The 24,536-nt window shown below is 66.0% G+C and carries 24 protein-coding genes; 9 read left to right on the top strand and 15 right to left on the bottom strand.

The window, feature by feature from the left end; translation table 11 throughout:
• Positions 1-5: 5 nt before the first annotated feature.
• Positions 6-806 carry an SDR family NAD(P)-dependent oxidoreductase gene (locus CAL13_RS09500; protein ID WP_086072212.1) on the bottom strand — a complete coding sequence of 267 codons (801 nt, stop codon included), beginning with the start codon at positions 804-806 and terminating at the stop codon, positions 6-8.
• 241 nt (positions 807-1,047) lie between these two features.
• On the opposite strand from CAL13_RS09500, the gene CAL13_RS09495 reads away from it, so the two are divergent.
• Positions 1,048-2,151 (top strand): mandelate racemase/muconate lactonizing enzyme family protein, encoded by a 1,104-nt coding sequence (locus CAL13_RS09495; protein WP_086072211.1) that lies wholly within the window; start codon positions 1,048-1,050, stop codon positions 2,149-2,151.
• A 48-nt stretch (positions 2,152-2,199) separates the two neighbouring features.
• On the opposite strand, the gene CAL13_RS09490 is transcribed toward CAL13_RS09495, so the two are convergent.
• From CAL13_RS09490 to CAL13_RS09460, 7 genes are all read right to left on the bottom strand, one after another.
• The gene (locus CAL13_RS09490; RefSeq protein ID WP_086072210.1) at positions 2,200-3,930 is read right to left on the bottom strand and encodes an ABC transporter substrate-binding protein; all 1,731 of its coding nucleotides are present in this window, start codon (positions 3,928-3,930) and stop codon (positions 2,200-2,202) included.
• Between the two features lie 90 nt (positions 3,931-4,020).
• Complete coding sequence (locus CAL13_RS09485; protein WP_086057188.1) at positions 4,021-4,329, bottom strand: DUF2160 domain-containing protein; 309 nt, start codon at positions 4,327-4,329, stop codon at positions 4,021-4,023.
• Between the two features lie 10 nt (positions 4,330-4,339).
• On the bottom strand, positions 4,340-5,152 hold the full coding sequence (locus tag CAL13_RS09480; protein WP_086057187.1) for a carbohydrate ABC transporter permease: 813 nt from the start codon (positions 5,150-5,152) through the stop codon (positions 4,340-4,342).
• The gene (locus tag CAL13_RS09475; protein WP_086072209.1) at positions 5,145-6,035 is read right to left on the bottom strand and encodes a carbohydrate ABC transporter permease; all 891 of its coding nucleotides are present in this window, start codon (positions 6,033-6,035) and stop codon (positions 5,145-5,147) included. The genes CAL13_RS09480 and CAL13_RS09475 overlap by 8 nt, the downstream gene beginning before the upstream one ends.
• Complete coding sequence (locus CAL13_RS09470) at positions 6,032-7,117, bottom strand: ABC transporter ATP-binding protein (protein ID WP_086072208.1); 1,086 nt, start codon at positions 7,115-7,117, stop codon at positions 6,032-6,034. Before CAL13_RS09470 ends, CAL13_RS09475 begins: the two co-directional genes overlap by 4 nt.
• Positions 7,117-8,205 carry an ABC transporter ATP-binding protein gene (locus CAL13_RS09465; protein WP_086057184.1) on the bottom strand — a complete coding sequence of 363 codons (1,089 nt, stop codon included), beginning with the start codon at positions 8,203-8,205 and terminating at the stop codon, positions 7,117-7,119. Before CAL13_RS09465 ends, CAL13_RS09470 begins: the two co-directional genes overlap by 1 nt.
• 238 nt (positions 8,206-8,443) lie before the next feature.
• Positions 8,444-9,145 (bottom strand): TetR/AcrR family transcriptional regulator, encoded by a 702-nt coding sequence (locus CAL13_RS09460; RefSeq protein WP_232467800.1) that lies wholly within the window; start codon positions 9,143-9,145, stop codon positions 8,444-8,446.
• A gap of 90 nt (positions 9,146-9,235) precedes the next feature.
• On the opposite strand from CAL13_RS09460, the gene CAL13_RS09455 reads away from it, so the two are divergent.
• Positions 9,236-10,696, top strand: coding sequence for an MFS transporter (locus tag CAL13_RS09455; protein WP_086072207.1), 1,461 nt, complete (start codon positions 9,236-9,238; stop codon positions 10,694-10,696).
• Between the two features lie 122 nt (positions 10,697-10,818).
• On the opposite strand, the gene CAL13_RS09450 is transcribed toward CAL13_RS09455, so the two are convergent.
• Together CAL13_RS09450 and CAL13_RS09445 are read right to left on the bottom strand one after the other, a co-directional pair.
• The gene (locus CAL13_RS09450) at positions 10,819-11,775 is read right to left on the bottom strand and encodes a tripartite tricarboxylate transporter substrate binding protein (protein ID WP_086072206.1); all 957 of its coding nucleotides are present in this window, start codon (positions 11,773-11,775) and stop codon (positions 10,819-10,821) included.
• A gap of 60 nt (positions 11,776-11,835) precedes the next feature.
• On the bottom strand, positions 11,836-12,408 hold the full coding sequence (locus CAL13_RS09445; protein ID WP_157664835.1) for a DUF4232 domain-containing protein: 573 nt from the start codon (positions 12,406-12,408) through the stop codon (positions 11,836-11,838).
• Positions 12,409-12,704: 296 nt separating this feature from the next.
• Here CAL13_RS09445 and CAL13_RS09440 point away from each other — a divergent pair, with 296 nt between their 5' ends.
• Positions 12,705-12,989, top strand: a complete 285-nt coding sequence (locus CAL13_RS09440; RefSeq protein WP_086072204.1) for a hypothetical protein — start codon at positions 12,705-12,707, stop codon at positions 12,987-12,989.
• On the opposite strand, the gene CAL13_RS09435 is transcribed toward CAL13_RS09440, so the two are convergent.
• Positions 12,929-14,389 carry an MFS transporter gene (locus CAL13_RS09435; RefSeq protein WP_086072203.1) on the bottom strand — a complete coding sequence of 487 codons (1,461 nt, stop codon included), beginning with the start codon at positions 14,387-14,389 and terminating at the stop codon, positions 12,929-12,931. The two genes, CAL13_RS09440 and CAL13_RS09435, sit on opposite strands and share 61 nt — an antisense overlap.
• 123 nt (positions 14,390-14,512) lie before the next feature.
• The gene (locus CAL13_RS09430) at positions 14,513-15,274 is read right to left on the bottom strand and encodes an SDR family NAD(P)-dependent oxidoreductase (RefSeq protein WP_086072202.1); all 762 of its coding nucleotides are present in this window, start codon (positions 15,272-15,274) and stop codon (positions 14,513-14,515) included.
• A 188-nt stretch (positions 15,275-15,462) separates the two neighbouring features.
• Between CAL13_RS09430 and CAL13_RS09425 the strand changes: the two genes are divergently transcribed.
• The 4 genes from CAL13_RS09425 (at position 15,463) to CAL13_RS09410 (ending at position 18,415) form a co-directional block, all read left to right on the top strand.
• Positions 15,463-16,371 carry a LysR family transcriptional regulator gene (locus CAL13_RS09425; RefSeq protein WP_086072201.1) on the top strand — a complete coding sequence of 303 codons (909 nt, stop codon included), beginning with the start codon at positions 15,463-15,465 and terminating at the stop codon, positions 16,369-16,371.
• 220 nt (positions 16,372-16,591) lie between these two features.
• The gene (msrB, locus tag CAL13_RS09420) at positions 16,592-17,041 is read left to right on the top strand and encodes a peptide-methionine (R)-S-oxide reductase MsrB (protein WP_086059357.1); all 450 of its coding nucleotides are present in this window, start codon (positions 16,592-16,594) and stop codon (positions 17,039-17,041) included.
• A complete protein-coding gene (gene msrA, locus CAL13_RS09415) occupies positions 17,038-17,547 on the top strand; it encodes a peptide-methionine (S)-S-oxide reductase MsrA (protein ID WP_086057177.1) in 510 nt (169 codons plus the stop codon). The genes msrB and msrA overlap by 4 nt, the downstream gene beginning before the upstream one ends.
• A 256-nt stretch (positions 17,548-17,803) precedes the next feature.
• Entirely contained in the window at positions 17,804-18,415 is a 612-nt protein-coding gene (locus CAL13_RS09410) for a superoxide dismutase (RefSeq protein ID WP_086059356.1), read from the top strand.
• A gap of 110 nt (positions 18,416-18,525) precedes the next feature.
• Here the strand turns inward: CAL13_RS09410 and CAL13_RS09405 are convergent, their stop codons facing one another.
• Complete coding sequence (locus CAL13_RS09405; protein ID WP_086072200.1) at positions 18,526-19,764, bottom strand: YbfB/YjiJ family MFS transporter; 1,239 nt, start codon at positions 19,762-19,764, stop codon at positions 18,526-18,528.
• Between the two features lie 175 nt (positions 19,765-19,939).
• Between CAL13_RS09405 and CAL13_RS09400 the strand changes: the two genes are divergently transcribed.
• Both CAL13_RS09400 and CAL13_RS09395 read left to right on the top strand, forming a co-directional pair.
• On the top strand, positions 19,940-20,833 hold the full coding sequence (locus tag CAL13_RS09400) for a LysR family transcriptional regulator (protein ID WP_086072199.1): 894 nt from the start codon (positions 19,940-19,942) through the stop codon (positions 20,831-20,833).
• Complete coding sequence (locus CAL13_RS09395) at positions 20,830-21,324, top strand: Lrp/AsnC family transcriptional regulator (RefSeq protein WP_086072198.1); 495 nt, start codon at positions 20,830-20,832, stop codon at positions 21,322-21,324. Before CAL13_RS09400 ends, CAL13_RS09395 begins: the two co-directional genes overlap by 4 nt.
• 19 nt (positions 21,325-21,343) lie before the next feature.
• On the opposite strand, the gene CAL13_RS09390 is transcribed toward CAL13_RS09395, so the two are convergent.
• Positions 21,344-22,819, bottom strand: coding sequence for a pyridoxal-phosphate dependent enzyme (locus CAL13_RS09390; protein WP_198297941.1), 1,476 nt, complete (start codon positions 22,817-22,819; stop codon positions 21,344-21,346).
• Between the two features lie 174 nt (positions 22,820-22,993).
• Positions 22,994-24,475, bottom strand: coding sequence for a SulP family inorganic anion transporter (locus CAL13_RS09385; RefSeq protein WP_086072196.1), 1,482 nt, complete (start codon positions 24,473-24,475; stop codon positions 22,994-22,996).
• Between the last annotated feature and the right edge of the window lie 61 nt (positions 24,476-24,536).

Genomic DNA, 24,536 nt, shown 5'->3' with positions numbered 1-24,536 from the left:
GTCCTTCACAGATATCCGTTCGCCGTCCATCCCCCATCGGACAGCAAGGCGTGGCCGGTCGTATAACGCGATGCGTCCGAGCTCAGAAACAGCGCCACCTCGGCCATCTCTTCGGGGGTGCCCAGGCGGCCCATGGCGGCGCGCGCGGCGATTCGTTCGCCGTCCAGCGCACCGCGGGCGATCAGATCGTCCACGAGCGCAGTCCGCACATAGCCCGGGCATAGCGCGTTGACACGGATGCCGTACGAGGCCCACTCCACCGCCAGCGACTTGGTCAACGCCACCACCCCCGCCTTGGCCGCGCAGTAGGCGGCCCGTTCCGGCGCCGCGACGACGCCATACATGGACGCCGTATTGACGATGACGCCGCCGCCCTGGCGCGCCATGATCTTTCCGGCAGACTGGCAACAGTAGAAGACGCCCGACAGATCGATGTCGATGGCGCGCCGCCACTCCTCGCCGGTCAGCTCCAGCGAAGGCTTGTTCATCGAAATGCCCGCGTTGTTCAGGACGATGTCGATGCGCCCGTAGCGCTCGCGGGCCGCGCGAAAGGCCTGATCCACCGCGCCATCGTCGCGCACGGACGCCGCCAGGCACAGCGTTTCGACGCCGGGGTGCCGTTCGCGCAATTCGGCGTCCGCGCGCTGCATGCCGGCTTCGTTCAGATCCAGCAGCGCCAGCCGGCAATCCTGCCGGGCAAACGCGTCCAGCATGGCGCGGCCGATGCCCTGGGCCGCACCCGTGCACAGCACCACCTTGCCGCCGAGGTCGGGATAGACCGGGGCGGCCGAAGGGGAATCCGGCATGACGAGCTCCTCCTGGCGGCGGCGCGGCAAAGGGATGCGCGCCGCTCGAACTTCGTTGTCGTCCGTCTTTTATTGTGCGTGATGGCGGCATGGCGCAAGCCATCGCGCGCCGCCGCTGCAGGCATCCTATCTGCTCGTCAGCGGACCTTACAACTACGTGATAACCCTAGGTCGCGGAACCCGCCCGGATCATGCAGTCTGCGAGGGTGTCTTCGTTCATCCAGGCACCCAAGGAGTCCGCATGGCCGCCATCGTTTCCGTCGAAATCCTGCTGGTGAATCTGCAACCCAAGGTCAAGCGCACCGATGCCGTGCAAAGTTTCGAGTGCCAGGAAACGCCCATGGTGCGCATCCGCGACGCCGACGGCGCGGTGGGAACCGGATACAGCTACACCATCGGGACGGGCGGCTCGTCGGTGGCGCGGCTGCTGGACGATCATCTGGCGCCGCTGCTGATCGGCCGCGACGCCGACGATATCGAAGGCATCTGGCGGGCGCTGTTTTTCCGCGTGCATGCCACCACGGTGGGCGCGTTGACGTCGATCGCCCTGGCGGCCATCGATACAGCCCTTTGGGACCTGCGCGCGCGGCGCGCCAACCTGCCGCTGCACCGCCTGGCCGGCGGCGCGAAGGACGGCATCCCGATGTACTACACGGAAGGCGGATGGCTGCACCTGGATGAAGCGCAACTGGTGGAAGAGGCGCTGCGCGCCCAGGAAGCGGGCTTTGGCGGAACCAAGATCAAGGTGGGCCGGCCGCATGTGGCCGAGGACATGGAAAGGCTGTCGGCCGTGCGCGATGCCGTCGGGCCCGGCTGGGACGTGATGACCGATGCCAACCAGGGTTTCGACCTGAGCGAAGCGATACGGCGCGCCCGCTGCTTCGAAGCCCTGGACGTGGCATGGTTCGAAGAGCCCATCCACGCCGACGACGTCGATGCCCACCGGCGCCTGTGCGCATCCACCACCGTGCCCATCGCCATCGGCGAATCCCTGTACAGCCTGTCGCAATTCAAGGATTACCTGCAGGCCGGCGCCTGCTCCATCGTGCAGGTGGACGTGGGCCGCATCGGCGGCATCACGCCCTGGCTGAAGGTGGCCCACATGGCCGAGGCCTACAACGTGCCCGTCTGCCCGCACTTCCTGATGGAAATCCACGTGGCGCTATGCTGCGCCGTGCCCAACAGCCGCTGGCTGGAATACATTCCGCAGCTGGATATGGTGACCACGTCAGGCATGCGCGTGGAAGCGGGCCGGGCGATCCCCTCCGCCGAGCCCGGCCTGGGCATCGCATGGGACTGGGACAAGCTGGACCGCTACCGCGTCCACCGCAGCGAGCATCATTGACGCATACGGGTCCGGACGGACCCGTATGCGTTCGACGGGCAGCCGGCTTCAGCGGACCTTGCCCTCCTTCCACGCCTGCAGCAGCTTGTCGTAGGCAATGGTTTCGCCCTTGGGCTTTTCATTCGCCAGCTTTTTCCAGGGCGCGTGCTGGTCCGACAGCCACTTGGAAGGATCGCTCCTCGCATTCAGCTTGGGCGGGCACTGGGCCATCCCGGCGCGCTGCAGCCGCGCCATCACCTGATCCATTTCGTTGGCAAGGTTGTCCATGGCCTGCTGTGGCGTTTTTTCGCCCGTGACGGCGGTCGCGATGTTGTTCCACCAGAGCTGGGCCAGTTTCGGATAGTCCGGTACGTTGGTGCCGGTCGGCGTCCAGGCCACGCGCGCCGGGCTGCGATAGAACTCGATCAATCCGCCATAGTTGTTGGCGTTCTTGGTGAAAAAGTCGCTGTGGATATCGCTGTCCCGGATGAAGGTCAGGCCGGTGATCGACTTCTTCAGCGACACGGTTTTGGACGTGACGAACTGCGCGTACAGCCAGGCCGCCGCCATGCGGTCGGGATCGGTGGACTTGAAGAAAGTCCAGGATCCGACGTCCTGGTAGCCATTCTGCATCCCGTCCTTCCAATACGGCCCATAGGGCGATGGCGCCATGCGCCACTTCGGCGTGCCGTCAGGGTTAACGACGGGCAGCCCCTTCTTCGTCATATCGGCGGTAAACGCGGTGTACCAGAAGATCTGCTGCGCGACCTGGCCCTGGGCCGACACGGGCCCCGCTTCCGAAAAAGTCATGCCCATGGCCTGCGGCGGCGCGTACTTCTTCATCCAATCGATGTACTTGGTCAATGCATAAACGGCAGCCGGGCTATTGGTGGCGCCGCCGCGCGCCACCGACGCGCCCACCGGGGTGCACTTGTCGTCCGCCACACGGATGCCCCACTCGTCCACGGGCATCCCATTGGGCAGGCCCTTGTCGGCCGTACCGGCCATCGACAGCCAGGCGTCGGTGAAGCGCCAGCCCAGGGAGGGGTCCTTCTTCCCGTAGTCCATGTGGCCGTAGACGCGCTTGCCGTCCAACTCCTTGACGTCGTTGCTGAAGAAGTCGGCGATGTCCTCGTAGGCGGACCAGTTCGTCGGCACGCCCAGCTCATAGCCGTACTTGGCCTTGAACTTGTCCTGCAGGTCCTTGCGCGCGAACCAGTCGGCCCGGAACCAATACAGATTGGCGAACTGCTGGTCCGGCAACTGGTAAAGCTTGCCATCCGGCGCCGTGGTGAAGCGCGTGCCAATGAAATCCTTCAGGTCCAGGCCGGGATTGGTGAAATCCTTGCCCGCGCCGTTGATGTAGTCGGAAAGCGGCAGAATAGCACCGTACCGGTAATGGGTCCCGATCAAATCCGAGTCGGAAATCCAGCCGTCGTAGATGGATTTGCCCGACTGCATCGACGTCTGCAGCTTCTCGACGACGTCGCCTTCCTGGATCAAATCATGATTGACCTTGATGCCCGTGATTTCCGTAAAGGCGCGCGCCAGGGTCTTGGATTCGTATTCGTGCGTGGTGATGGTCTCCGAGACGACGCTCACCTCGTTCACCCCCTTCGCCTTCAACTTCGCCGCTGCATCGATGAACCATTTCATCTCGGCCATCTGCTGCTCCTTCGACAGCGTCGAAGGCTGGAATTCCGAATCGATCCATCTCTGCGCCTCGGGCTCGCCTGCCCAGGCAGCCGTCGTACCCATCATGGCAATCGCGGCCGCCACGGTATGCATACGCAATTTCATGAGCTGTCTCCTCGATAAGCCTTCCCCTACGTGTGCGGAGGACGCGGCCGGGAAAGGCGCGGTGGCCGTCGGTCCGGAAAGCGATGTGCCCTATCCCTTGCGCATGACGAAGGCCAGCACCAGCATGGAAACGACAAAGCTGATCCATACCGACGGCGGTTCGTCCAGCGAAAACCAGTCCATGAAGCGCTGGCCCAGGCCGACGAAGATCAGGTTGATCCATGCGGCGGCCATCAGGCCGATGAACAGCCGGTCCCCCCGCGTGGTGGCGATCGGCAGAAAGCCCTTGCGCAGCCGCGTGGGCGACCGCAGTTCCCACACGGTCATGCCGGCCAGCATCAGTACGACGCAACCGAAGAACACCGCCACGGGAGTGGTCCATACCATCCAGTCCAGCATGGCGGCCTCCCTACACGCGCCCCATCGCGAAACCTTTCGCGATGTAGTGCCGCACGAACCAGATCACGATGCCGCCCGGCACGATGGTCAGCACGCCTGCGGCTGCCAAGACGCCCCAATCCATCCCGGCAGCCGACACCGTCCGCGTCATGGTGGCCACGATCGGCTTCGCGTTCACCGACGTCAGCGTGCGCGCCAGCAGCAGCTCCACCCAGCTGAACATGAAGCAGAAGAAAGCCGTCACGCCCACCCCCGCCTTGATCAGCGGCAGGAAGATGGTCAGGAAAAACCGGGGGAAGGAATAGCCGTCCACGTAGGCCGTCTCGTCGATCTCGCGCGGCACCCCCGACATGAAACCTTCCAGTATCCATACCGCCAGCGGCACGTTGAAAACCAGGTGCGCCAGCGCCACCGCGATGTGCGTATCCATCAGCCCCAGGGAGCTGTACAGCTGAAAGAACGGCAGCAGGAACACCGCGGGCGGCGTCATCCGGTTGGTCAGGAGCCAGAAGAAAACGTGCTTGTCGCCAATGAAGCTGTAGCGCGAAAACGCATAGGCCGCCGGCAGAGCCACGACCAGCGATATGACGGTGTTGATCGCGACGTAGATGAGCGAATTGATATAGCCGGAATACCAGGCCGGATCGGTGAAGATGGTGCGATAGTGCGCCAGGGTGAAATCGCGGGGCCACAGGGTCAGCGCGCCGACGATTTCGGTGTTCGTCTTGAACGACATGTTCAGCATCCAGTACAGCGGCAGGATGGCGAACAGCAGATACAGGACAAGAAAGGCGCTGCGCCAGACGATGGGCTTGTCACGCATTTGCGTTCTCCTCATCCACGGCGCCCGATGTTCCGGCGCGCAGGATCCAGTTATACAGGATGAAGCAGAGCAGGAGAATGATCAGGAAATACACGATCGAGAACGCCGCCGCCGGCCCCAGGTCGAACTGTCCCACCGCCTTCTGCGTCAGGTATTGCGAGAGGAAAGTGGTGGCGTTGCCGGGGCCGCCGCCCGTCAGGACGAAAGGCTCGGTGTAGATCATGAAGCTGTCCATGAATCGCAGCAACACCGCGATCATGAGCACGCCGCGCATCTTCGGCAGCTCGATGTAGCGGAAGACGGCCAGGCGCGAGGCGCCGTCGATGCGGGCGGCCTGGTAGTAGGCCTGCGGAATGGCGCGCAGGCCGGCATAGCAAAGCAGGGCCACCAGCGGCGTCCAGTGCCAGACATCCATGATCAGCACCGTCACCCAGGCATCCAGGTTGTCGCCCGTGTAGTTGTAGTCGAAGCCCATGCCGGCCAGCGCGGCGCCCAGCAGGCCGATATCGGTGCGGCCGAACACCTGCCATATCGTGCCGACCACATTCCACGGGATGAGCAGGGACAGGGCGATGATGACCAGCGCCGCGGACGCCCGCCACCCCTCGGCCGGCATGCAAAGCGCCAACAGGATGCCCAGCGGAATTTCCAGCGCCAGCACCGATACCGAAAAGCCGATCTGGCGCCACAGCGCGCCGTGCAGCTCCTCGTCCTGCAGCACCGACGCGAACCACTCCGTGCCCACGAACACGCGGCGCTCGGGCGAAATAATGTCCTGCACCGAATAGTTCACGATGGTCATCAGCGGCAGGATGGCGGAAAACGCCACGCAAATGACCACCGGCAATATCAGCAGCCAGGCTTTCTGGTTCACGGGCTTCATTGGATCAGCTCCTCGTCCCGGTAAAAGCAGGTATGCGCGTTCAACACGGACAGCCAGGCGATGCCGCCCGGCGCCACCGCGGCGTCCAGCGGCAGGCGCGCCCGCACGGTATGGCTGCCGTACACGCCGGTCAAAAGCAGATAAGTGCCGATGTCCTGCACGCGGGCCACGGACACGGGCAAGGCGCCGGGCGCTTCCTCCGCGCACAGGCCGGCGAACTCCGGCCGCACGCCCAGGGTGAAGCTGCCTGCCGCCGCCAGACGCCCGGCGAGCGCGGGGGGCGCATCGCCCAGCGTCCGTCCCTCCACTTCCAGCCGGCCCTCGCGCCATTGCGCGGGCAGGAAGTTCATTCCGGGCGAGCCGATGAAGTGGCCGACGAAGGTGTGCGCCGGACGCAGGAACAGGTCGTCGGCCGTCCCCACCTGGACAACCTTGCCGCGGGACATGACGACCACGTGATCGGCAAACGTCAGCGCTTCCGTCTGGTCGTGCGTCACGTAGATCAGCGTCAGGTTGAATTCCTGATGGATCTCCTTCAACTTGCGCCGCAAGGACCACTTCAGGTGCGGGTCGATCACGGTCAAAGGCTCATCGAACAACACCGCCGATACGTCGCTGCGCACCAAGCCGCGGCCCAGGGAGATTTTCTGCTTGGCGTCCGCGGCCAGCCCGCGCGCCCGCCGGTCCAGCACGCCCGACAGTTCGAGCATTTCCGCCACCCGCCCTACCCGCTCGCGCACATGGCTTTCCGGCATGCCGCGGTTGCGCAGCGGAAACGCCAGGTTCTGCGCCACGGTCATGGTGTCGTAGACGACGGGAAACTGGAAGACCTGCGCGATATTGCGTTCCTGCGGGGTGCGGTTCGTCACGTCCTGCCCATCGAATCGCACGCTTCCGGAAGACGGCCGCAACAGGCCCGATATGCAGTTCAACAGCGTGGTTTTGCCGCAGCCCGACGGCCCGAGCAAGGCATAGGCGCCGCCGTTGCGGAAGGTGTACCGCAACGGCAGCAAGGCATAGTCATCGTCCCTGGCGGGGTTGGCAACGTACGAGTGCGACAGGTCCAGCTCGATGCTCGCCATCAACGGCCCTCCGGCGAAAAACTGCGGTGCGCGGGCGCGGCGAGCAGCTCGCCCCCGGCGCCGAAGGCATAGGTCTGAGCCGGGTCGAAGTAAAGCTGTATGTGGGCGCCCAGCTCGAATCGATGCACGCCCGTCAGCTGCGCGACCAGGTCGCCGGCGGCCGTATGCGCGTGCACGAAGGTATCCGAGCCAGAGATTTCCGCGAGCTTCACTTCGCCGGGCAGCGCCACGCGGCCGGCGCCCGGTTCCAATCCGAGCGCGCCCGCACGCAGGCCGGCTGTAATGGCGCCCTCCGAAGCGCCGTCCGGAAGGTCGCGCGGTACGCGCAGACCGCTTTGGAGTACGAAGCCCTGGCCATCGCGCCGCGCATCGAAGAGATTCATGGGGGGATCGCTGAACGCGCGCGCCACCCGGATCGAGTTCGGACGATGAAACACCTGCGCGGTCGGTCCGTACTGGAGCAGCTCGCCGGCATCGAGTACCGCGGTGTAGCCGCCCAGCAGCAACGCTTCGGCCGGTTCGGTGGTGGCATAGACGACCGTCGAATCGCCTTCGGCGAACAGATCGCTCAACTCTTCCCGCAGTTCTTCGCGCAGCTTGTAATCCAGGTTGACCAGCGGCTCGTCCAGCAGCACCAGCGGCGCCTCCTTGACCAGCGCGCGGGCCAGCGCCACGCGCTGCTGCTGGCCCCCCGACAGTTCGGCGGGATAGCGATCCAGGAGATGTTCGATATGCAGCCGGGCCGCCATGGCCCGCACGCGCTGCTCGAGCTGGGGCGCGCGGCGCAGCCGCAATGGCGAGGCGATATTGTCGAATACCGTCATCGACGGATAGTTGATGAACTGCTGATACACCATCGCGACGTTGCGCTCCCGCACCGGGACGCGGGTCATGTCGGCGCCGTCCACCCGCACCGCGCCTCGGCTGGGCCGGTCCAGGCCCGCCATGATGCGCATCAGGGATGTCTTGCCCGCCTGGGTCGCTCCCAGCAGGACCGTCATGGCGCCAGGTTCAGGCGCGAGGCTCATGGGATAAAGCAGGACTTGTGATCCCGCCTGGCTTTCTATGCCTTCAAGCGTCAGCCGCATCGCGTCTCCTGGCGAAAAGCTGTACGACCGCTTCTATTTATCGTTCCCTGCGTTTGTACAGAAAGCCGCGAAGAAAGACAACGACGTCGCCCGCCGGACGCCTGGACCGTTGCGCGGGCCACGCAAAGCGCCGCCGTTATGCACGAAAACCATTGACGGCGTCATCGGCCATACGCACGATTGATGTCGCGCCGGCGCGATACGCGCGCGGGGTGTCCCGCGGCCGGCGGCGCCGGCCTCAGGCCCGCGCCTGCGCGATATGACGCAACGCCGTGCGCCGCGCCATCTCGAACTCCCATTCATCGTCCATCAGGGCGGCGACGTTGGCCGCAGCCTCGCAAGCGACCAGGTCGAACGCCAATTGGTCGGCATCGACGTCGCCGCGCAGTTCGCCCGCCTCGCGCGCCGCTTCGATCAGCGTCCGGAAGCGCTCGCGCTTGGCGAGACGGCTGGCATTGATGCGGTCGCGGATCGCGCCGGGACGCGCCCGGAATTCGCTGCTGGCCGCCGTGATGAAGCAACCGCCCGGCAGACGCCGCTCGCGGACGAAGGCGAACCATCCCTCGACCAGTGCGCGCAGCCGCGCAAGCGGGGTGCGCCGCCGCATGGCGGGCTCCAGGATCTCGCGCTGGTAGATCGCCAGGGCGCTTTCCAGGGTCGCCAGCTGCAGCCCTTCGCGGTCGCCGAACAGTACCTGGATGTTGGCCTTGCCGACGCCCGCTTCCGCCGCCACACGGCCGAACGTCAAGCCTTCCAGCCCCTCCACCGAAGCCAGCGCGGTAGACCGGTCCAGCACTTTCGCGCGCGACCGTTCGCCGCGCAGCCGGCGCCCGTCCGGCGGTGCGGACGCCGCCGCGGCAGGCCGATCGCCCGGCGGTGCGGCGGCTTCCAACGGCGCGGCTTTGCCGCGGCCCGAGCGAGGCTTGCTTTGCGGATTCATGGGGAATTCTCCGGTCAACGGCATGGTGTTCGGCTGCCTCCGCCATGTTACTATAAATACGTTCGTATATATTTGTTAAGGAAACGACCCATGCCCTCCGAGCCTCCCGCCGCCCTATCGTCCCCGACCCTGCCGCCGCACGGCGCGCAGGCACGCAGCCAATGGCTGGCGCTGGCCGTGCTGTTGACCGGCAACTTCATCACCATCCTGGATCTGTTCATCGTCAACGTCGCGATCCCCAGCATTCGCGCCGGGCTGTCGGCGACCGACGCCGATATCCAGCTGGTGCTGGTCGGCTATGCCGCCGCGTATGGCGTGTTTTTGATGAATGGCGCCCGGTTGGGCGATCTGTACGGACGCAAAAGGCTGTTCCTTGCCGGCATGGGGCTCTTTACCTTGGCGTCAGCCATATGCGGAGTTGCGACGACGCCGGCGCTGCTCATTGCCGCCAGGGTGCTGCAAGGCCTGGGATCCGCGGCCCTGATGCCGCAGGTCATGGCGTCCATCCGCGTGCTGTTCGACGGCGATCAGCGCCGCCGCGCCTTCGGCGCGATGGGCGCGGTGCAGGGCGTGGCGGCGTCGATCTCGCAACTGATCGGAGGCGCGCTGATTGGCCACGCGCCCGACTGGCTGGGATGGCGCCTGGTATTCCTGATCAACGTGCCGATAGGCCTGGCGGCCCTGGCCGCCGGTGCGCGCTGGCTGGTCGAGACGCGCCCCGCCGGCCGCGAGCGGCCGGATCTTCCCGGGGCGGCCCTGGGCGGCGTGGCGGTCGCATTGCTGCTGGTCCCCATCATGCTGGGACACGAATACGCCTGGCCGTGGTGGTCGTGGGCGCTGCCCGTCCTGGGCGTAGGCGTGCTGGCGACGTTCCTGCGCTATGAAAACCGCCTGCTGGCGCGCGGCGGCACCCCCATGCTCGATCCCGGCCTGTTCCGCAACCGGCCCTTTGCCATCGGCGTGGCCGCGATCTTTCTGTTCTATTCCTCGATCAGCTCGTTCTTTCTATCGCTGACGCTGCTGCTGCAGAACGGCATCGGCCTGTCCGCCTGGGACGCGGGCCTGCTCTTTACCCCTTCGGCCATCGCGTTCTTCGCCGCTTCCCTGGCCGGTCCCTGGCTCGCGCGGCGTTGGGGGCATTACGCCCTGATGGGCGGCATCGCTTTGTTCGCGGCGGGGCTGGCCATGTCGGCGGCGGTAGCGCTGGCGGCGCCCCGCTCCGCCGGCTGGATGATCGTATCGCTGATCCTCAACGGCGCGGGACAGGGCGTGGCCATTCCCCTGGGGCTCAATGCCTTGATCGGCAAGGTCGGAACCGGCCATGCAGGCATGGCTTCCGGCGCCGTGGGAACGCTGCAAACCCTGGGCACGTCGTTCGGCATCACCGTGGTCGGCGTCGCCCTGTTTTCGCTGTTGAACGACAACGTACAGGGCGACGTACTGACAATGCACGGACACGCCGTTGCCCGGGCGACGCTTTACAACATCGGCGCGGCACTGGCCAGCCTGGCGCTGTTCGCCGTGGCGTTGCGCGGCGACAGCCGACGCTGAACGCAGGAGCCAGGCGCCTTTCGTCTGATAACCGAAGCGGATCGGGCTGCGGGCCGCGGGCCGCCTAGCGCGCTGGCGAGGCCGCACTCCCTGGCCCGGACAGGCGCGCACGTCCGCCGCCATCAATCGACTTCGGCGCCGGACGCCTTCACCGCGGCGCCCCATTTGGCGATTTCGCCCTGGATGAAGCGGCCGGTCTGCTCCGGCGTCATCGGCATCGGTTCTGCCCCGCGGTCGCGCAGGTAGGCCTGCATGGCGGGCGCCGACAGTATGGCGCCGATCTCCTGGCTCAGGCGCGTGACGATGGGCGCCGGCGTGTCCTTCGGCGCCAGCACGGCCGCCCAGCCGATGGCCTCGAAGCCCGGATAGCCCGACTCCGCGATGGTCGGCACGTCCGGCAGCTGGGGCAGGCGTTTCGCCGTCGTCACCGCCAGCGCGATGGCCTTGCCGCTTTTCACGTGCGGCAGTCCCGCGGTGACCGAATCCACCATCAGCGGCACCTGGTTGCCCAGGAAATCCGCCTGCGCCGGACCGCTGCCCTTGTACGGGATATGCCGGATGTCGATGCCTGCCGCGGCCTTGAACATCTCCGCCGACAGATGTTGCGTTCCGCCTATGCCTGCGCTGGCATAGGCCAGATCGCCCGGATGCGCCTTTGCCTGCTTGACCAGTTGCGGCAATGTCCGAATCCCGGACTGGGGATTCGAAAGGAACATCAAGGGCACCGAAAACACCCCGCTTACCGGCGCAAAATCCTGGGCCAAACTGTAGTCCAGCTTTTTGTAAAGCGTCTGGTTGACGGCCGCGGCGCTGCCGGCGATCACCAGGGTGTAGCCGTCGGCCGGCGCACGCGCCGCCTGCGCCATGCCGATATTGCTGCCCGCCCCCGCCCGGTTATCCACGACGATCGGCTGCTTGAACGCCTCGCCCAGTTTTTCGGCCAGCGCGCGTGCGAAGATGTCCGTCGCCTGTCCCGGCGGAAACGGCACGATGAGCTTGATGGCCCGATCGGGATAATCGGCGTGCGCGGCCATGCCGGCCGCGGCCAGCACGGCGCCGGCAATCAAACGTTTGAACATGAGACCCCTCCTGGTGAAGCGTAGCGTGGAAGGGCTGGATTATTGCCGATTCCGGACGCTCTATCGCGTGGGCGGCTGATATGGCGGGTCGCGGCGCAGCAACGTCACGGCGAAGACCGGCTTGCGGCCCTTGGGACCGCACAACTGCGTGCTGAACGGCGCCTGGTACCGGTAGCCGCGCAACTCCAGCGTAATGTAGGCGGCCGTAACGCAATTATTGTCGCCATAGGCGTCGGCGGACACCCAGCGCATCTCGCTGGTCAGTTCCGCGTTCACAGGCACCGCCACCGGCGGAATGACGGGTCCAGGATGCATGCCCTTGGGCGACTCCGGCTCAACCGCCAAGGGCTGCCCCTTCGCATCCAGGAAGCCCACCTGCGGACGCGCAGGGATGGCGCAAAGCACCGGCCCCAGATTGCGCAGCACCAGCAGCGTGCCGGATTGCGACATGCCGACGAACCATCCGTCTTCCGTGTCGGCGGCGAACGACACGCTGGCCGGATCGCAAAGGGGCAGATCGGGCGCGGCGGACGTTCCCGTTTGCGCTTGTGCCGGAAGGCCGATTGCAGCCAGCACGCAGGCCGTGACCAAGGCCGCGAAAAACAAAACGCGATGCGGCAGACCGGAATTCAAAAACCCGGCAGTTATCCTGAACGTCTCGGATGCGCCTGCGCTTACCATTCGTCGATCTCCATCTGTACGTCATGAACCCGATCGCCGCGGCCATACCGCCTGCCGCGCCGGAATGCGTGGATTATGCGACGCACACGCGTTCGATGGGGGCCTTCATGCGAGGAAAGTTCAGGCGTGTACCGCAGGAACCACACGGATTCTTTCCATCGTGCACGACGAAACGGAGGAACCCGCATCGGAAGGCCGTCCACTCAGCGGCCTCGATTTTGTTTTTTGCCGCCTTTGGAGGACCGGAAATGACCGATCGCATGAACGCCTGCAATGTTTCCAGCGCGCCGCCAGCGGAACCGCATGGCGGCGCACCCTCTCCATCATCGGAGGCGCAACGACTGGAGGCCTGGCTGCCGGACGCCATCCGGGACATCGTGTCGGCCCTCGCCAGTGTCGGCTGGGGCCAGACGGACGTCAGCGTGCTGGGGGATCTGCTGATCAACGGCCGCGAAGAACCGGCCAAGTCAGCCTATTCCAAGGGCGGCAACGCGCCCGCGGAGCAGGCCACGGGCGCCTCGGGCACACGATGACGCCGCGCGTAGGCCAGCACGCTGACGACCAGCGCGCCGACCACCAGGAGCTCCATCGTCAGCACAGCGGATGCGGCATGCAGATAGTTGCCGCCGGGCAGGTGCAGAAAATGGGCCAGCACCGATCCGGACAGCGCCGGCCCCAGTCCCAGCGCGCTCTGCTGCACGGTGGACAAGGTGGCGCTGCCGGCGCCCGCCTGATCCGGCGGCACTTCGGAAAGCCCGATACGGAAGAAGCAGCCGACGATGAAGGCCTGTCCGAAGCCGATGGGCAACGTGGCCGCCATCAGATTGAAGACCGTCGGCTCGGGCCACACGGCGCGCATCGTCAGCATCAGCGATAGCACGCCGGCCATCTGCACCAGGCAACCGAAGACGAGCACCGGCACCTTATCGAACCGCGCCACCGCGCGGCTCGTCAGCAGGGAGCCGATGAAATACGTAACCCCCATGGCGATGAAAGCGTTGCCGGACGACATCGCCGACATTCCGGCGCCGGCCTGGAACGTCAGCGCCATGGAAAACATGAAGCCGCTCCAGCTGGAAAAGAACAGGATCGCGATCCAGATGCCGAACCGCACGCTGGACGTGCGCAGCAGCGAAGGCGGCAGCAGCGGAAATGCCTTGCGGCGTTCCTGACGCAGTTCCACGCGCCACAAGGCGTAAAGCAACGCCGGGACCGCGGCCAGCAGCGCTTCGCACGGCCAGGGCCAGTGCAGAACCGGGCCCACGGCCATGGGAATCAGCAGGCCAAGGATCACCACCGCCAGCAACGCGGTTCCCGGCTTGTCGATACTGGCGGGATGCGGCGATCGCGTTTCCGGCAGCAGGCGCCGGGTGTACGCCAGCACTGCCAGGCCGATCGGCAGATTGATCAGAAACACGCTGCGCCAGCCCAGGCCGGCCACGTCCATCGAGACCAGCAAGCCGCCCAGGACCTGCCCGATCACGAAGGCCAGCCCGCCGATTGCCCCGTACAGGCCGAGCGCACGCGAATGCTCATGGCCGCGCAGGCTGACGTGGATGGTGGCCAGAATCTGCGGCACCGCAAGCGCCGCCGCCACGCCTTGCAGGGCGCGCGCCGCCAGCAGCAGCCACACTGTGTTGGCCATGCCGCACAGCAGGGATGCCACCGTGAACAGCAGCACGCCCCAACCGAACAGGCGGCGGCGCCCATAGTTGTCGCCAAGGCGGCCGCCCATCGCCAGGCACACGGCGAAGGCCACGCCATACACGGCGACGATCAGCTCCAGCTCCATCTCGCTGGCGTGCAGCGATCGCGCCATCGCATCCAGCGCGACATTGACGATGGAGAAGTCGATCATGGGCAGCAGCTGCCCGGCCAGCAGCAGGTACAAACCGGCGCGGCTCAGATGGGCGGGGGTCGATGACGATCTCATGACATGAAGGTTGCGGCGCCGCCTCGTGAGCGCACCGCCAGGTGCAATGGATGAGGTCGCGCAGTATATGGTGCGACGCCGCATATTCGTGTCATGCCCCTGATGCGCGCGGGGTCGCGGCCATCACAGCATCATGCCGCCCGAAGCCTCGATGCGCTGGCCGTTGATCCATTTGGTGCCGGGCGAAAGCAGCGCCGCCACGACCGGCCCGATATCGTCCGGCTGCCCCGCCCTGCCCAGCGCGGTTACGCCGGCGACGAAAGCGTTGGCCTGCTTGTCGTCACGCACGGCGCCGCCGCCGAAGTCGGTGGCGATGGCGCCCGGCGCGATCGTGTTGGCGCTGATGCCGCGCGCGCCCAGCTCCTTGGCCAGATAGCGCGTCAACACTTCCACGCCGCCTTTCATCATCGCGTATGCCGACATGCCCGGGAACGTGAAGCGCGCCAGGCCGCTGGACACGTTGATGATGCGCCCGCCGTCATTGATCAGGGGCAGCAGGGTTTGCGTCAGGAAATATGGCGCCTTCAGATGAATGCGCACCAATTCGTCGAACTGCGCTTCGCTCGTCTCCGTGAATGGCGCGTGCAGCCCGATGCCGGCGTTGTTGACCAGATAGTCGAATCGCGACCGGCCCCAATCGGCCAGCACCGCCTTGACCTGATCGGCGAAATTCGCGAAGGCGGCGCTGTCGCCCACGTCCAGTTGCAGCGCCGCGGCGCGCCGGCCCAAGGCCTGGATTTCGGCGACGGCGGCTTGCGCCTCGGCTGCGTTGCTGTGGTAGGTCAGGATGATGTCCACGCCTTCCCTGGCGGCGTGCAAGGCGGCGTTGCGGCCCAGGCCACGGCTGCCGCCGGTGATCAGCGCGATGCGTTCGATGGTGCTCATAACGGTCTCCCGGTTGAATCGCGGCCACCCGCGACATCGACACTTTATTGGCAGGCGCCGACCGGATAAATGCCATGGACATGATCAGAGTGTTTAGAATCTCTAAACAACACCTTGCCATCCGGATCTCACACGCGCCATCGGGCTGCCGCAGGCGGCGCGATAGAACGAACCTTCATCGACACGCCATGAACACGCTCGAAAACCTGCGCATCTTTCACCGTGTCGCCGAGCAAGGCGGATTTGCCCGCGCGGCCGAAAGCCTGGGCCTGTCAAAGGGCGCCGTATCGCAAGCCATCCAGCGCCTGGAGGCCGCCGTGGGCGCCCAGCTGCTGCACCGGACTACGCGGAAAGTGCAGCTGACCCAGGACGGCGAGGCCTTCTACGAACGTTCGCGCGATCTGCTCGACGACATGGACGAGCTGCATGGCATGTTCCGTCATACCGGCGCATCGCTGAGCGGACGCCTGCGGATCGATATGCCGGCGGGCATGGCCAGCAGGGCCGTCATCCCGGCCCTGCCCGCCTTCCTTGCCGAGCATCCCGGCCTGTCGGTGGAGATCAGCGGCACGGATCGCCGCGTCGACCTGATACGCGAAGGCTTCGATTGCGTGGTGCGTGTCGGCACACTGGAGGACAGCACGCTGGTCGCCAAGCCCTTGGGCCGCATGCGTTTGATCAATTGCGCCAGCCCGGACTACCTGGCGCGGCACGGCGTGCCCCGCACGCTCGAAGACCTGGCGGCACACCGGCTGGTTCACCATGCCGCCTCCTTCGCACAGTCGCAGCCCGGTTTCGAGTACCTGACCGCCGAAGGTCCGCGCATGCTGCCGATGACCGCCGCGATCGTGGTCAACAATGGCGCGTCTTACGAAGCGGCCGCGCTGGCCGGTCTGGGAATCGTCCAGGTGCCGGCGATGGCGGTGCAGGAACGCATCGAGTCCGGCTCTCTGGTGGAAATCCTGCCGGACCTGGCGCCCGCGCCCATGCCGGTTTCGCTGTTGTACGTCCGGCGCCGCCACCTTGCGACGCGGGTGCGCGTTTTCATGGATTGGATCGCCGCCTTGCTGGCGCCGCATCTTCTGCCCAACGCATGACCGTCTGCGAATTCCCCTTTTCTCGTGTTGGGAAAAGGGTTGTCCCGATGACGCAAGCCCGTCCTGGGCGACGATATGCGGCGGCGTGAACCGGGTTGGCGCCTGAACTTATACTTCCTTCGCCGAGCCGTCGTCCGGCACGCCGTTCACGGCGGAGCTTGCCTTGAAGACGGCATTTACTCCCCCATTTAGCAGTTCTTCCATGCCCAAGGAGCACACCATGCCTACCTATCGCAAAGATCCGGAGGCCATTGCCCGGCTCACGCCGGAGCAATACCGCGTCACCCAGGAAAGCGCGACGGAGCGGGCGGGCACCGGCGAATACCTGTACAACAAGGAGCCGGGCATCTACGTCGATATCGTGTCCGGCGAACCGCTGTTCGCCTCCTCCGACAAGTACGAGTCGGGGTGCGGCTGGCCCAGCTTCACCAAACCCATCGAGCCCGCCCACATCAACGAACTGCGCGACACGTCGTATGGAATGATTCGTACGGAAGTGCGCTCGGTGCACGGCGACAGCCACCTGGGGCACGTCTTTCCGGACGGGCCGCCCGACCGCGGCGGCCTGCGCTATTGCATCAACTCGGCGGCGCTGCGCTTCATCCCGCGCGATCAAATGGAAGCGGAAGGCTACGGCGCCTATCTCGATCAGGTGGAGGACGTACGATGAATCAGGAACGCGCGGTACTGGCGGGCGGTTGCTTCTGGGGCATGCAGGACTTGATCCGGCGTTTCAAGGGCGTGATCTCGACCCGCGTCGGATACACGGGCGGCGACGTGCCCAATGCCACCTACCGCAATCATGGCACCCATGCCGAGGCCATCGAAATCATTTTCGATCCTGCGCAGACCAGCTATCGGGAGCTGCTGGAATTTTTCTTCCAGATCCACGACCCCACCACACCGAATCGGCAAGGCAACGACATCGGCACCAGTTATCGTTCGGCGATTTTCTACACGAGTCCCGAACAAAAGCGAATCGCCGAGGACACCATCGCCGACGTGGACGCGTCGGGGCTCTGGCCGGGCAAAGTCGTGACCGAGGTGGCCGAAGCCGGGCCTTTCTGGGAAGCGGAACCGGAACACCAGGATTATCTGGAACGAATCCCGAATGGCTATACCTGCCATTTCGTTCGTCCCGGATGGAAGCTTCCCAAGCGCGCCGACGCGCGCTAAGCCCGGCAAGCCCTTGCCTCCTTGCGATGCGCCGGGGCCCCCCGGCGGCTGGTACGTTTCGTGCGGCGCCATGCCGGCAAGGTCCGGGCTGCCACGCGCGGCCCGGCGCCGGCGCGCCCGCATCGCTGCCAAAAGGTTCAATGATGCTCATCCACGCTGCCCATCGCGCCATGCGGCCGGCATGCGGGCCGCGGCGCACGACCCGCCGCCGCGCCGGTTCCTGTCGTCAGTGCATGAACAACCGCAGGAGAGTCACATGGCCTATACCCTTCCCCCGATGCCCTATGCGTACGACGCGCTCGAACCCCATATCGACGCGAAGACGATGGAGATCCACTACACCAAGCATCACCAGACCTACATCAACAATGTGAACGCCGCGCTCGAAGGCGCCAATCTGCCGTTCCCGCCGGTCGAAGAACTGCTCAAGGGAATCGACCAGCTGCCCGAATCCGTCCGGCTGGCGGTGCGCAACAATGGCGGCGGACATGCCAACCACAGTCTCTTCTGGACCGTCATGTCGCCGGACGGCGGCGGCAATCCGCAAGGCCAGCTCGCCGCCGCCATCGACAGCGACCTGGGCGGCATGGAGAAATTCAAGGAAGCCTTTACGAAGGCAGCGACCTCGCGGTTCGGCAGCGGATGGGCATGGCTGAGCGTCACGCCGCAGAAAAAGCTCGTGGTCGAAAGCACCGCCAACCAGGACAGCCCGCTGATGACCGGCAATACGCCCATCCTGGGCCTGGATGTCTGGGAACACGCCTACTACCTGAAATACCAGAACCGCCGGCCCGAATACATCGCCGCCTTCTACAACGTCGTCAACTGGCCCGAAGTCGCCCGGCGTTACGACGAGGCAATGGGGTAACCCCTTTCCCAACCTGGCAAGCGCTGCGGCCCGCCGTTTCCCGGGCGGCGCGGCGCGTCTATCCGCGCCTGGATGCCCGGCTGCGCGCACAGGACAGGTAACGGCGGCGGTCACCGCGACCGGAGCCGCCCGCGGATGGCCGCGCCCGCGTCGATGACCAGCGCCAGCAGCATCGCCGACGCGCCGATCGCGAAAAGCAGGCGGTAATCCCCGCCGCTGTGCGAAAAGACGAAGGACAAACCATAGGCCGCGATGGCCTGGAACAGCGCGAATCCAACCGTCGCCGTGCGCCACGCCGGATCGCGCAGGTGGGGATGATCCCCCAGCAGCTCGTGGACCCGGCCCAGCACCAGCGGCACCGTTCCCGTGACGAAGGCCCCCACCGCGACGCTCGATACCGTCAGCCAGAAACCGCCCCATCCCAAGGCCGGTATGGCGACGCCGGCGGCTTGCAGCACGAAGGCAGCGCGCAAGGCGCGGCCGAACCCGATGCGATCGGCCAGCACGCCCGCCAGAACGGGCCCTGCCGTCGCGCCGATACCGAACAGCACCCAGTATTGCGCGCCCGCCTGCAGCCCCCGCCCCAGGCCCCGGGCCACGAAATCGACCAGGAAAATCATGTGCGGCACCCAGCCCGCCGCGTTCAATGCGTATTCGGCATAAAGTGCGCGCAGGCCGCCGAGCCTTGGCGTGCGCCCGCGGTCGGACGCCGGGGTCGCGGCGCGCGTGGATGGCGCGTCGCCGGGCCACCCTTTCCAGGCGACGGCGGTCAGTATCAGCGACAGCGCGCCAAGGCCCAGCCAGGCGTGGGCCAGTCCGCGTGAGAGCAGCACCGGCACCAGCGTCCCGGACGCGGCCACGCCCACCCCCACGCCCATGAATATGAGGCCGCCCGCCAGTCCACGCCGCGACGGCGGCACCCCGGGCAGCACGGACGGCGCGGCCAGCACCATGAGCGCGCCGCCAGCCAGACCGGAGAGAAAGCGCCACGCGAAGAACCACCCGAAGGAAACGGGTAAGGCGCAGGCAATGAATGCCGCTGCCGCCAACAACATCATGGCGCGCAGTGTCCAGGCAATCGGCACGCGCGCCGCGATGGGGCGTCCGGCCAGCGCGCCGGCCAGATAGCCCGCCAGGTTGGCCGCGCCCAGATAGGCCGCCATGGCGGCGTCGAACCAATGCGCCGCGACGATGGCCGGCAATAGCGGCGTATAGGCGAAACGGGCCAGTCCGATACCGACCAGGGTGGCACAGAATCCCGCGACGGTGCCCCGCCACGCCCGCGCCTCGTCTGCGGCCGGCGCGCCGCCGCCCTTGGTATCGCGCTTCACCGCCACGTCCTTGTCCATGATTGCCATCCTGTACCGACGATGCCAGCGTACGCCCGCGCAGTTATCTGCAGAAGCAAAATTGTGCGATAGCACATATCTGTTTTACTGATATGTGCTACGCTGACCCATCCCTACGGGCCGGCTGCCCCATCCCCACCGGCCGGATACGCCCGTGGCCCTTTCTTGCGACCTCATGGACCTTGCCGATCTCCGTACCCTGGAAGCCGTCGCCCGCCATGGCAGCATGAACAAGGCGGCGTCGGAGCTGCATACCGTCCAGTCCAACGTCACCGCCAGGATCCGCGCATTGGAAGACGAGCTGGGCCTGACGCTTTTCCAGCGGCATGCGCGCGGGGTCACCATCACACCGGCCGGTCAGCGCATGCTGCCCTTCGTGGGACGCATCACCAAACTGCTCGCCGAGGCACGCGCCGCGGCCCGCGACGAGGGCTCGCCTTCCGGCTCGCTGCTGCTGGGCGGGCTGGAGACGACCACCGCGCTGCGCCTTTCGCCGCTTCTGGCCGCCTTCGCAAACCGCTATCCGGACGTACGGCTGATCGTTACCGCGGGCAATACCGCCAGACTGCTGGACGACGTCGTGGCGTGCCGGCTGGACGGCGCTTTCGTGACGGGACCCATCCGGCATCCGGACTTGCACCAGGAATCCGTCTTCACCGAGGAGCTCGTCCTGGCAACCAGTCCCGCCATCGGCTCGCTGCGCGCGCTGTCCAGCGTGACGGACCTGAAAACCATCGTCTTCCAGCGCGGCTGCTCCTATCGCCAGCGGCTGGAAACGTTCCTGGCCGGCCTGGGCATCGTCGTGGCGCGGCCCCTGGAGTTCGGCTCTTTGGACGCCATCGTCAGCTGCGTATCGGCCGGGGTCGGCGTCACCCTGCTGCCGCGCGGCGTGGTGGCCCCGGCGGCCAAGGCCGGCCGGATCGTCCTGCATCGCCTGCCGAAGGACCAGGCGCGCGCCGAAACGCTGTTCATCCGGCGCACCGACGCCTACGTATCCAGCGCCATGAAAGCCTTTCTGTCCATGGCGCGCAAACCCGCCCGCACAACAATAGCGAAACCGACGATATGACCCAAGGCGCCCACAAACTCGACCGTTTCGACCGCGCCATCCTGGCCCGCTATCAATCGAATACCCGGCTTGTGGCCGAGGAAATCGGCGCGGCCGTGGGTCTATCGGCCGCCTCGGTCCAGCGCCGCATCAAGCAGCTGCGCGACGGCGGCGTCATACGGGAAGAAATCGCCAGGCTGGACGGTCCCGCGCTGGGATTCGCCCTGACCTGTATCGTCACGGTGGACATCGACTACGAACGGGCGGAACACATCAACCGGTTCAAGCAACGCATGCTGGCCCTGCCCAACGTGCAGCAGTGCTACTACGTGACGGGGCAGTGGGACTTCATCCTGGTGGTCACCGCCCGCGATATGCAGGAATACGAGCGCTTCACCGAAGCGGCCCTGATGAACGACACGAATGTGCGCAGCTTCTCCACGCACGTTGTGATGGACTGCGCAAAGACCGGCTTCGCTTTGCCGATCTCGGCGCAAGCCGACTGCCGATAAGCGAAGCCGCAATAACGCGTCAAGCCAGGTATCGCCGCACGTCCTCGTCGGCGACATTGCCGCCGCATAAGACGGTCGCCACGCGCTTGTCGCGCCATGCCGCCGCGTCGCCCGCGAGGGCCGCGATGCCCAATACGCCAGCCGGCTCCACCACCAGGCCCATGTGCCGGTGCACCAGGCGCATGGCGTCCACGATTGCGGTTTCGTCCACCTTCCGCACGTCGTCCACCAGCGGCAGCATATCGGCGACGGCTTCGGGGATAGGCACCCGCACGGCCACGCCGTCCGCAATGGTGTCGGCCGACTGCGCATCGATCGCCCGTCTTGCCCGCCAGCTATCCGCCATCGCCGGCGCACCGCTGGCGACCACGCCAATCACCTGCGTGGCCGGCGAAGCCGCCTTGATCCAGCGCGCCATGCCGTTCAACAACGCGCCGTTGCCCAAGGGCACCAGCACGGCATCCAGGCAGGCGCCATCGGCCAGCAATTCCACCGCGATGCTGCCCGCCCCCTCGCTGATCTCCGGCTCAAGGCCGTCTTCCACCAGCCACTTGCCCTGGGCCGCGCACCACGCGCGCGCCGCCGACTTCGCCGCATCGAAGTCGCGGCCTTGCAGATACAGGCGCGCGCCAAGCTGACGCATCCGCTGCGCCTTGAGCGGATTGACCGATTCCGCGGCGAATATCTCCATCGGTTCGCCGCGCTTGCGCGCGACGTAGGCCATCGCCTGTCCCCAGTTGCCGGCACTGGCGCAGACCAACGCGCGGGTGTCGCCGCGCGCCCGCGCCTTGCGTACGAAGTGGTCGGCGCCGCGGCCCTTGAAGGACCGGATCGGATTGAGCGTTTCCACCTTCACGGTCAATGCGCAGCCCAGCGCGTCCGCAAGGGGCTCGCATACGAATTGCGGAGTGCGGAGAAAGACCGGATCCACCGCCGCGCTGGCCTCCAGAATGCCTTCCAGCGATATGCGGTGCGGCTTCGCTGACGGTGGCGCAGGAATGTCGCGCGCGGATACCGGCCGTACCGCATCGGCGCCGTGCGCACGGTCCAGCATGAGCACGCCTTCCAAATGGTCCAGCTCGTGTTGCATCAGTTCGGACAAGTCGGCCGGCAACTTGCCCCAATCGCGGACATTCCCGTGCACGTCCGTGTAACGCAGACTGATGGAGCGATGCCGCATGACGCGCACGGTCCTGCCAGGGACGCTCATGCAGTCGTCCCAGGTCTCCATCATCTCTTCGCTGCGCCACGTAATGACCGGATTGATCAGCGCGAAGGGCGTGGCCCCCAGATGGACGGCGATGATGCGCAGCGGCGCCCCAACCTGCGGCGCGGCGATCGCACGCCCGAACCCCGTTCGCCGGCGGAAGTCCAGCAGCGTGGCCGACAGGTCCTCGATGAAGTCGCGGATGCTGTGGTCGATAGCCGTCACGTCTTCGGCGCGGCGGCGCAGGCGGGGATCGTCGTCGGTAAGGATGGGAAGAACGGTGGCCATGGCGGACGGGAAAAAATCCGAAGTATGGCCCGCCCCCATCGCCGCACGGCCGCGTTTTTGGCCGTGCTCGCGCGGGAAAACCGCGCTTTTGCCGCACCTGGCGCTTTCCCCGCCCTTTCGTGCCCCGGGCCCGTCAACGCCAGAAGGAGCCCGGCATGAGTGCGCAGACAGGCCCTAGTGGGAGGTATCCAGCGCCGCCGCGCCCTGTGGCTTGTCGTGCGTGCCGTACTTCTCGATCATGGTCGCGCTGGCGCGGTTCAGGCCGCTGACCTCCACCTGCACGCCGTTGCGGCGGAACTTGTGAACGATGCGATCCAGCGCGTTGATCGCCGTGATGTCCCAGAAATGGGCATGCGACAAGTCCAGATGCACGCGCGGCACGGCCTCCTTGAAGTCGAACTCGTTGACCAGGGCTTCCGAGGAAGCGAAGAACACCTGCCCGCGTACGACGTAGCGGCGCCCGCCGTTTTCGTCGAGGAAAGACTCCACGGCAAGGACCTGTCGGATCTTCGATGTGAAGAACAGCGCGCTGAGCAGGACGCCCACCAGGACGCCGATCGCCAGGTTGCCGGTCGCGACCACCACCGCCACGGTCGCCAGCATGACCACGGAGGAGCTTTTGGGGTGCGTGCGCAGATTGCGGATCGAGCGCCAGTCGAACGTGCTGATCGACACCATGATCATCACCGCCACCAGTGCGGCCATCGGGATCTGCCGCACCCAGGGGCCTAGAAAGACGACGAGCACCAGCAGGAAGGCGCCCGCCACGAAGGTGGACAGGCGTCCGCGGCCGCCGGACTTGATGTTGATCACCGTCTGGCCGATCATCGCGCAGCCCGGCATGCCGCCCAGGAGACCGGCAACGATATTGGCGATGCCCTGTCCCCGGCATTCCCGGTTCTTGTCGCTGGACGTATCGGTGAAATCGTCCACGATGGCCGCCGTCATCAGCGATTCGAGCAGGCCCACCACGGCGATCGCCACCGAATAGGGAAAGATGATCTTCAGCGTCTCCAGGGAAAACGGCACTTGCGGCAGCGCGATGGCCGGCAGCCGGTCGGGGAAGACGCCCATGTCGCCAACCGTCCGAAGGTCCAGATGCAGGACCATGGAGATGGCCGTCAGCACGACGATGCAGATCAACGGGGACGGCACGGCCTTGGTCAACCGCGGCAACAGATAGATGATGGCAAGCCCGGCGGCAACCATGACATACACGTACATGGGCACATTCCGCAGCTGCGGCAGTTGCGCAAGAAAGATCAGGATCGCCAACGCATTGACGAATCCGGTCATCACCGAACGGGACACGAAACGCATCAGCGCGCCCAGCTTCAGCAAGCCGGCGCCGATCTGCAGCACGCCCGCCAGGATTCCGGCGGCCAGGATGTACTCGACGCCATGGCTTTTGACCAGCGAGGCGATGACCAGCGCCACCGCGCCCGTGGCCGCGGAGATCATGCCGGGACGGCCGCCGGCGATGGCGGACACCACGGCAATACTGAAGGCAGCGTAAAGGCCGACTTGCGGGTCGACACCCGCGATGATGGAAAAAGCCAGCGCCTCGGGGATCAGGGCCAGGGCGACTACGATGCCGGCCAGAATGTCGGCGCGGACGTTGGAGAACCATTCGTCCCGTAAGGAATGCGTCTGCATGGGTATGTCAAAGAAGAATCAAAACGGTGGGCGACCGAAGGCGCCGTGCGCTTGCGGGTCG

The organism is Bordetella genomosp. 9, assembly GCF_002119725.1.
Classification (GTDB): Bacteria; Pseudomonadota; Gammaproteobacteria; order Burkholderiales; family Burkholderiaceae_B; genus Bordetella_C.
The sequence above is the reverse complement of the archived record's forward strand: the minus strand, read 5'-3'. Positions and strand labels throughout refer to the sequence as shown.

Coding starts and splice junctions, on each gene's coding strand:
- CAL13_RS09500 (WP_086072212.1), bottom strand. CDS start 806: ATGCCGGATTCCCCTTCGGCCGCCCCGGTCTATCCCGACCTCGGCGGC.
- CAL13_RS09495 (WP_086072211.1), top strand. CDS start 1,048: ATGGCCGCCATCGTTTCCGTCGAAATCCTGCTGGTGAATCTGCAACCC.
- CAL13_RS09490 (WP_086072210.1), bottom strand. CDS start 3,930: ATGAAATTGCGTATGCATACCGTGGCGGCCGCGATTGCCATGATGGGT.
- CAL13_RS09485 (WP_086057188.1), bottom strand. CDS start 4,329: ATGCTGGACTGGATGGTATGGACCACTCCCGTGGCGGTGTTCTTCGGT.
- CAL13_RS09480 (WP_086057187.1), bottom strand. CDS start 5,152: ATGCGTGACAAGCCCATCGTCTGGCGCAGCGCCTTTCTTGTCCTGTAT.
- CAL13_RS09475 (WP_086072209.1), bottom strand. CDS start 6,035: ATGAAGCCCGTGAACCAGAAAGCCTGGCTGCTGATATTGCCGGTGGTC.
- CAL13_RS09470 (WP_086072208.1), bottom strand. CDS start 7,117: ATGGCGAGCATCGAGCTGGACCTGTCGCACTCGTACGTTGCCAACCCC.
- CAL13_RS09465 (WP_086057184.1), bottom strand. CDS start 8,205: ATGCGGCTGACGCTTGAAGGCATAGAAAGCCAGGCGGGATCACAAGTC.
- CAL13_RS09460 (WP_232467800.1), bottom strand. CDS start 9,145: ATGAATCCGCAAAGCAAGCCTCGCTCGGGCCGCGGCAAAGCCGCGCCG.
- CAL13_RS09455 (WP_086072207.1), top strand. CDS start 9,236: ATGCCCTCCGAGCCTCCCGCCGCCCTATCGTCCCCGACCCTGCCGCCG.
- CAL13_RS09450 (WP_086072206.1), bottom strand. CDS start 11,775: ATGTTCAAACGTTTGATTGCCGGCGCCGTGCTGGCCGCGGCCGGCATG.
- CAL13_RS09440 (WP_086072204.1), top strand. CDS start 12,705: ATGACCGATCGCATGAACGCCTGCAATGTTTCCAGCGCGCCGCCAGCG.
- CAL13_RS09435 (WP_086072203.1), bottom strand. CDS start 14,389: ATGAGATCGTCATCGACCCCCGCCCATCTGAGCCGCGCCGGTTTGTAC.
- CAL13_RS09430 (WP_086072202.1), bottom strand. CDS start 15,274: ATGAGCACCATCGAACGCATCGCGCTGATCACCGGCGGCAGCCGTGGC.
- CAL13_RS09425 (WP_086072201.1), top strand. CDS start 15,463: ATGAACACGCTCGAAAACCTGCGCATCTTTCACCGTGTCGCCGAGCAA.
- msrB (WP_086059357.1), top strand. CDS start 16,592: ATGCCTACCTATCGCAAAGATCCGGAGGCCATTGCCCGGCTCACGCCG.
- msrA (WP_086057177.1), top strand. CDS start 17,038: ATGAATCAGGAACGCGCGGTACTGGCGGGCGGTTGCTTCTGGGGCATG.
- CAL13_RS09410 (WP_086059356.1), top strand. CDS start 17,804: ATGGCCTATACCCTTCCCCCGATGCCCTATGCGTACGACGCGCTCGAA.
- CAL13_RS09405 (WP_086072200.1), bottom strand. CDS start 19,764: ATGGACAAGGACGTGGCGGTGAAGCGCGATACCAAGGGCGGCGGCGCG.
- CAL13_RS09400 (WP_086072199.1), top strand. CDS start 19,940: ATGGACCTTGCCGATCTCCGTACCCTGGAAGCCGTCGCCCGCCATGGC.
- CAL13_RS09395 (WP_086072198.1), top strand. CDS start 20,830: ATGACCCAAGGCGCCCACAAACTCGACCGTTTCGACCGCGCCATCCTG.
- CAL13_RS09390 (WP_198297941.1), bottom strand. CDS start 22,819: ATGGCCACCGTTCTTCCCATCCTTACCGACGACGATCCCCGCCTGCGC.
- CAL13_RS09385 (WP_086072196.1), bottom strand. CDS start 24,475: ATGCAGACGCATTCCTTACGGGACGAATGGTTCTCCAACGTCCGCGCC.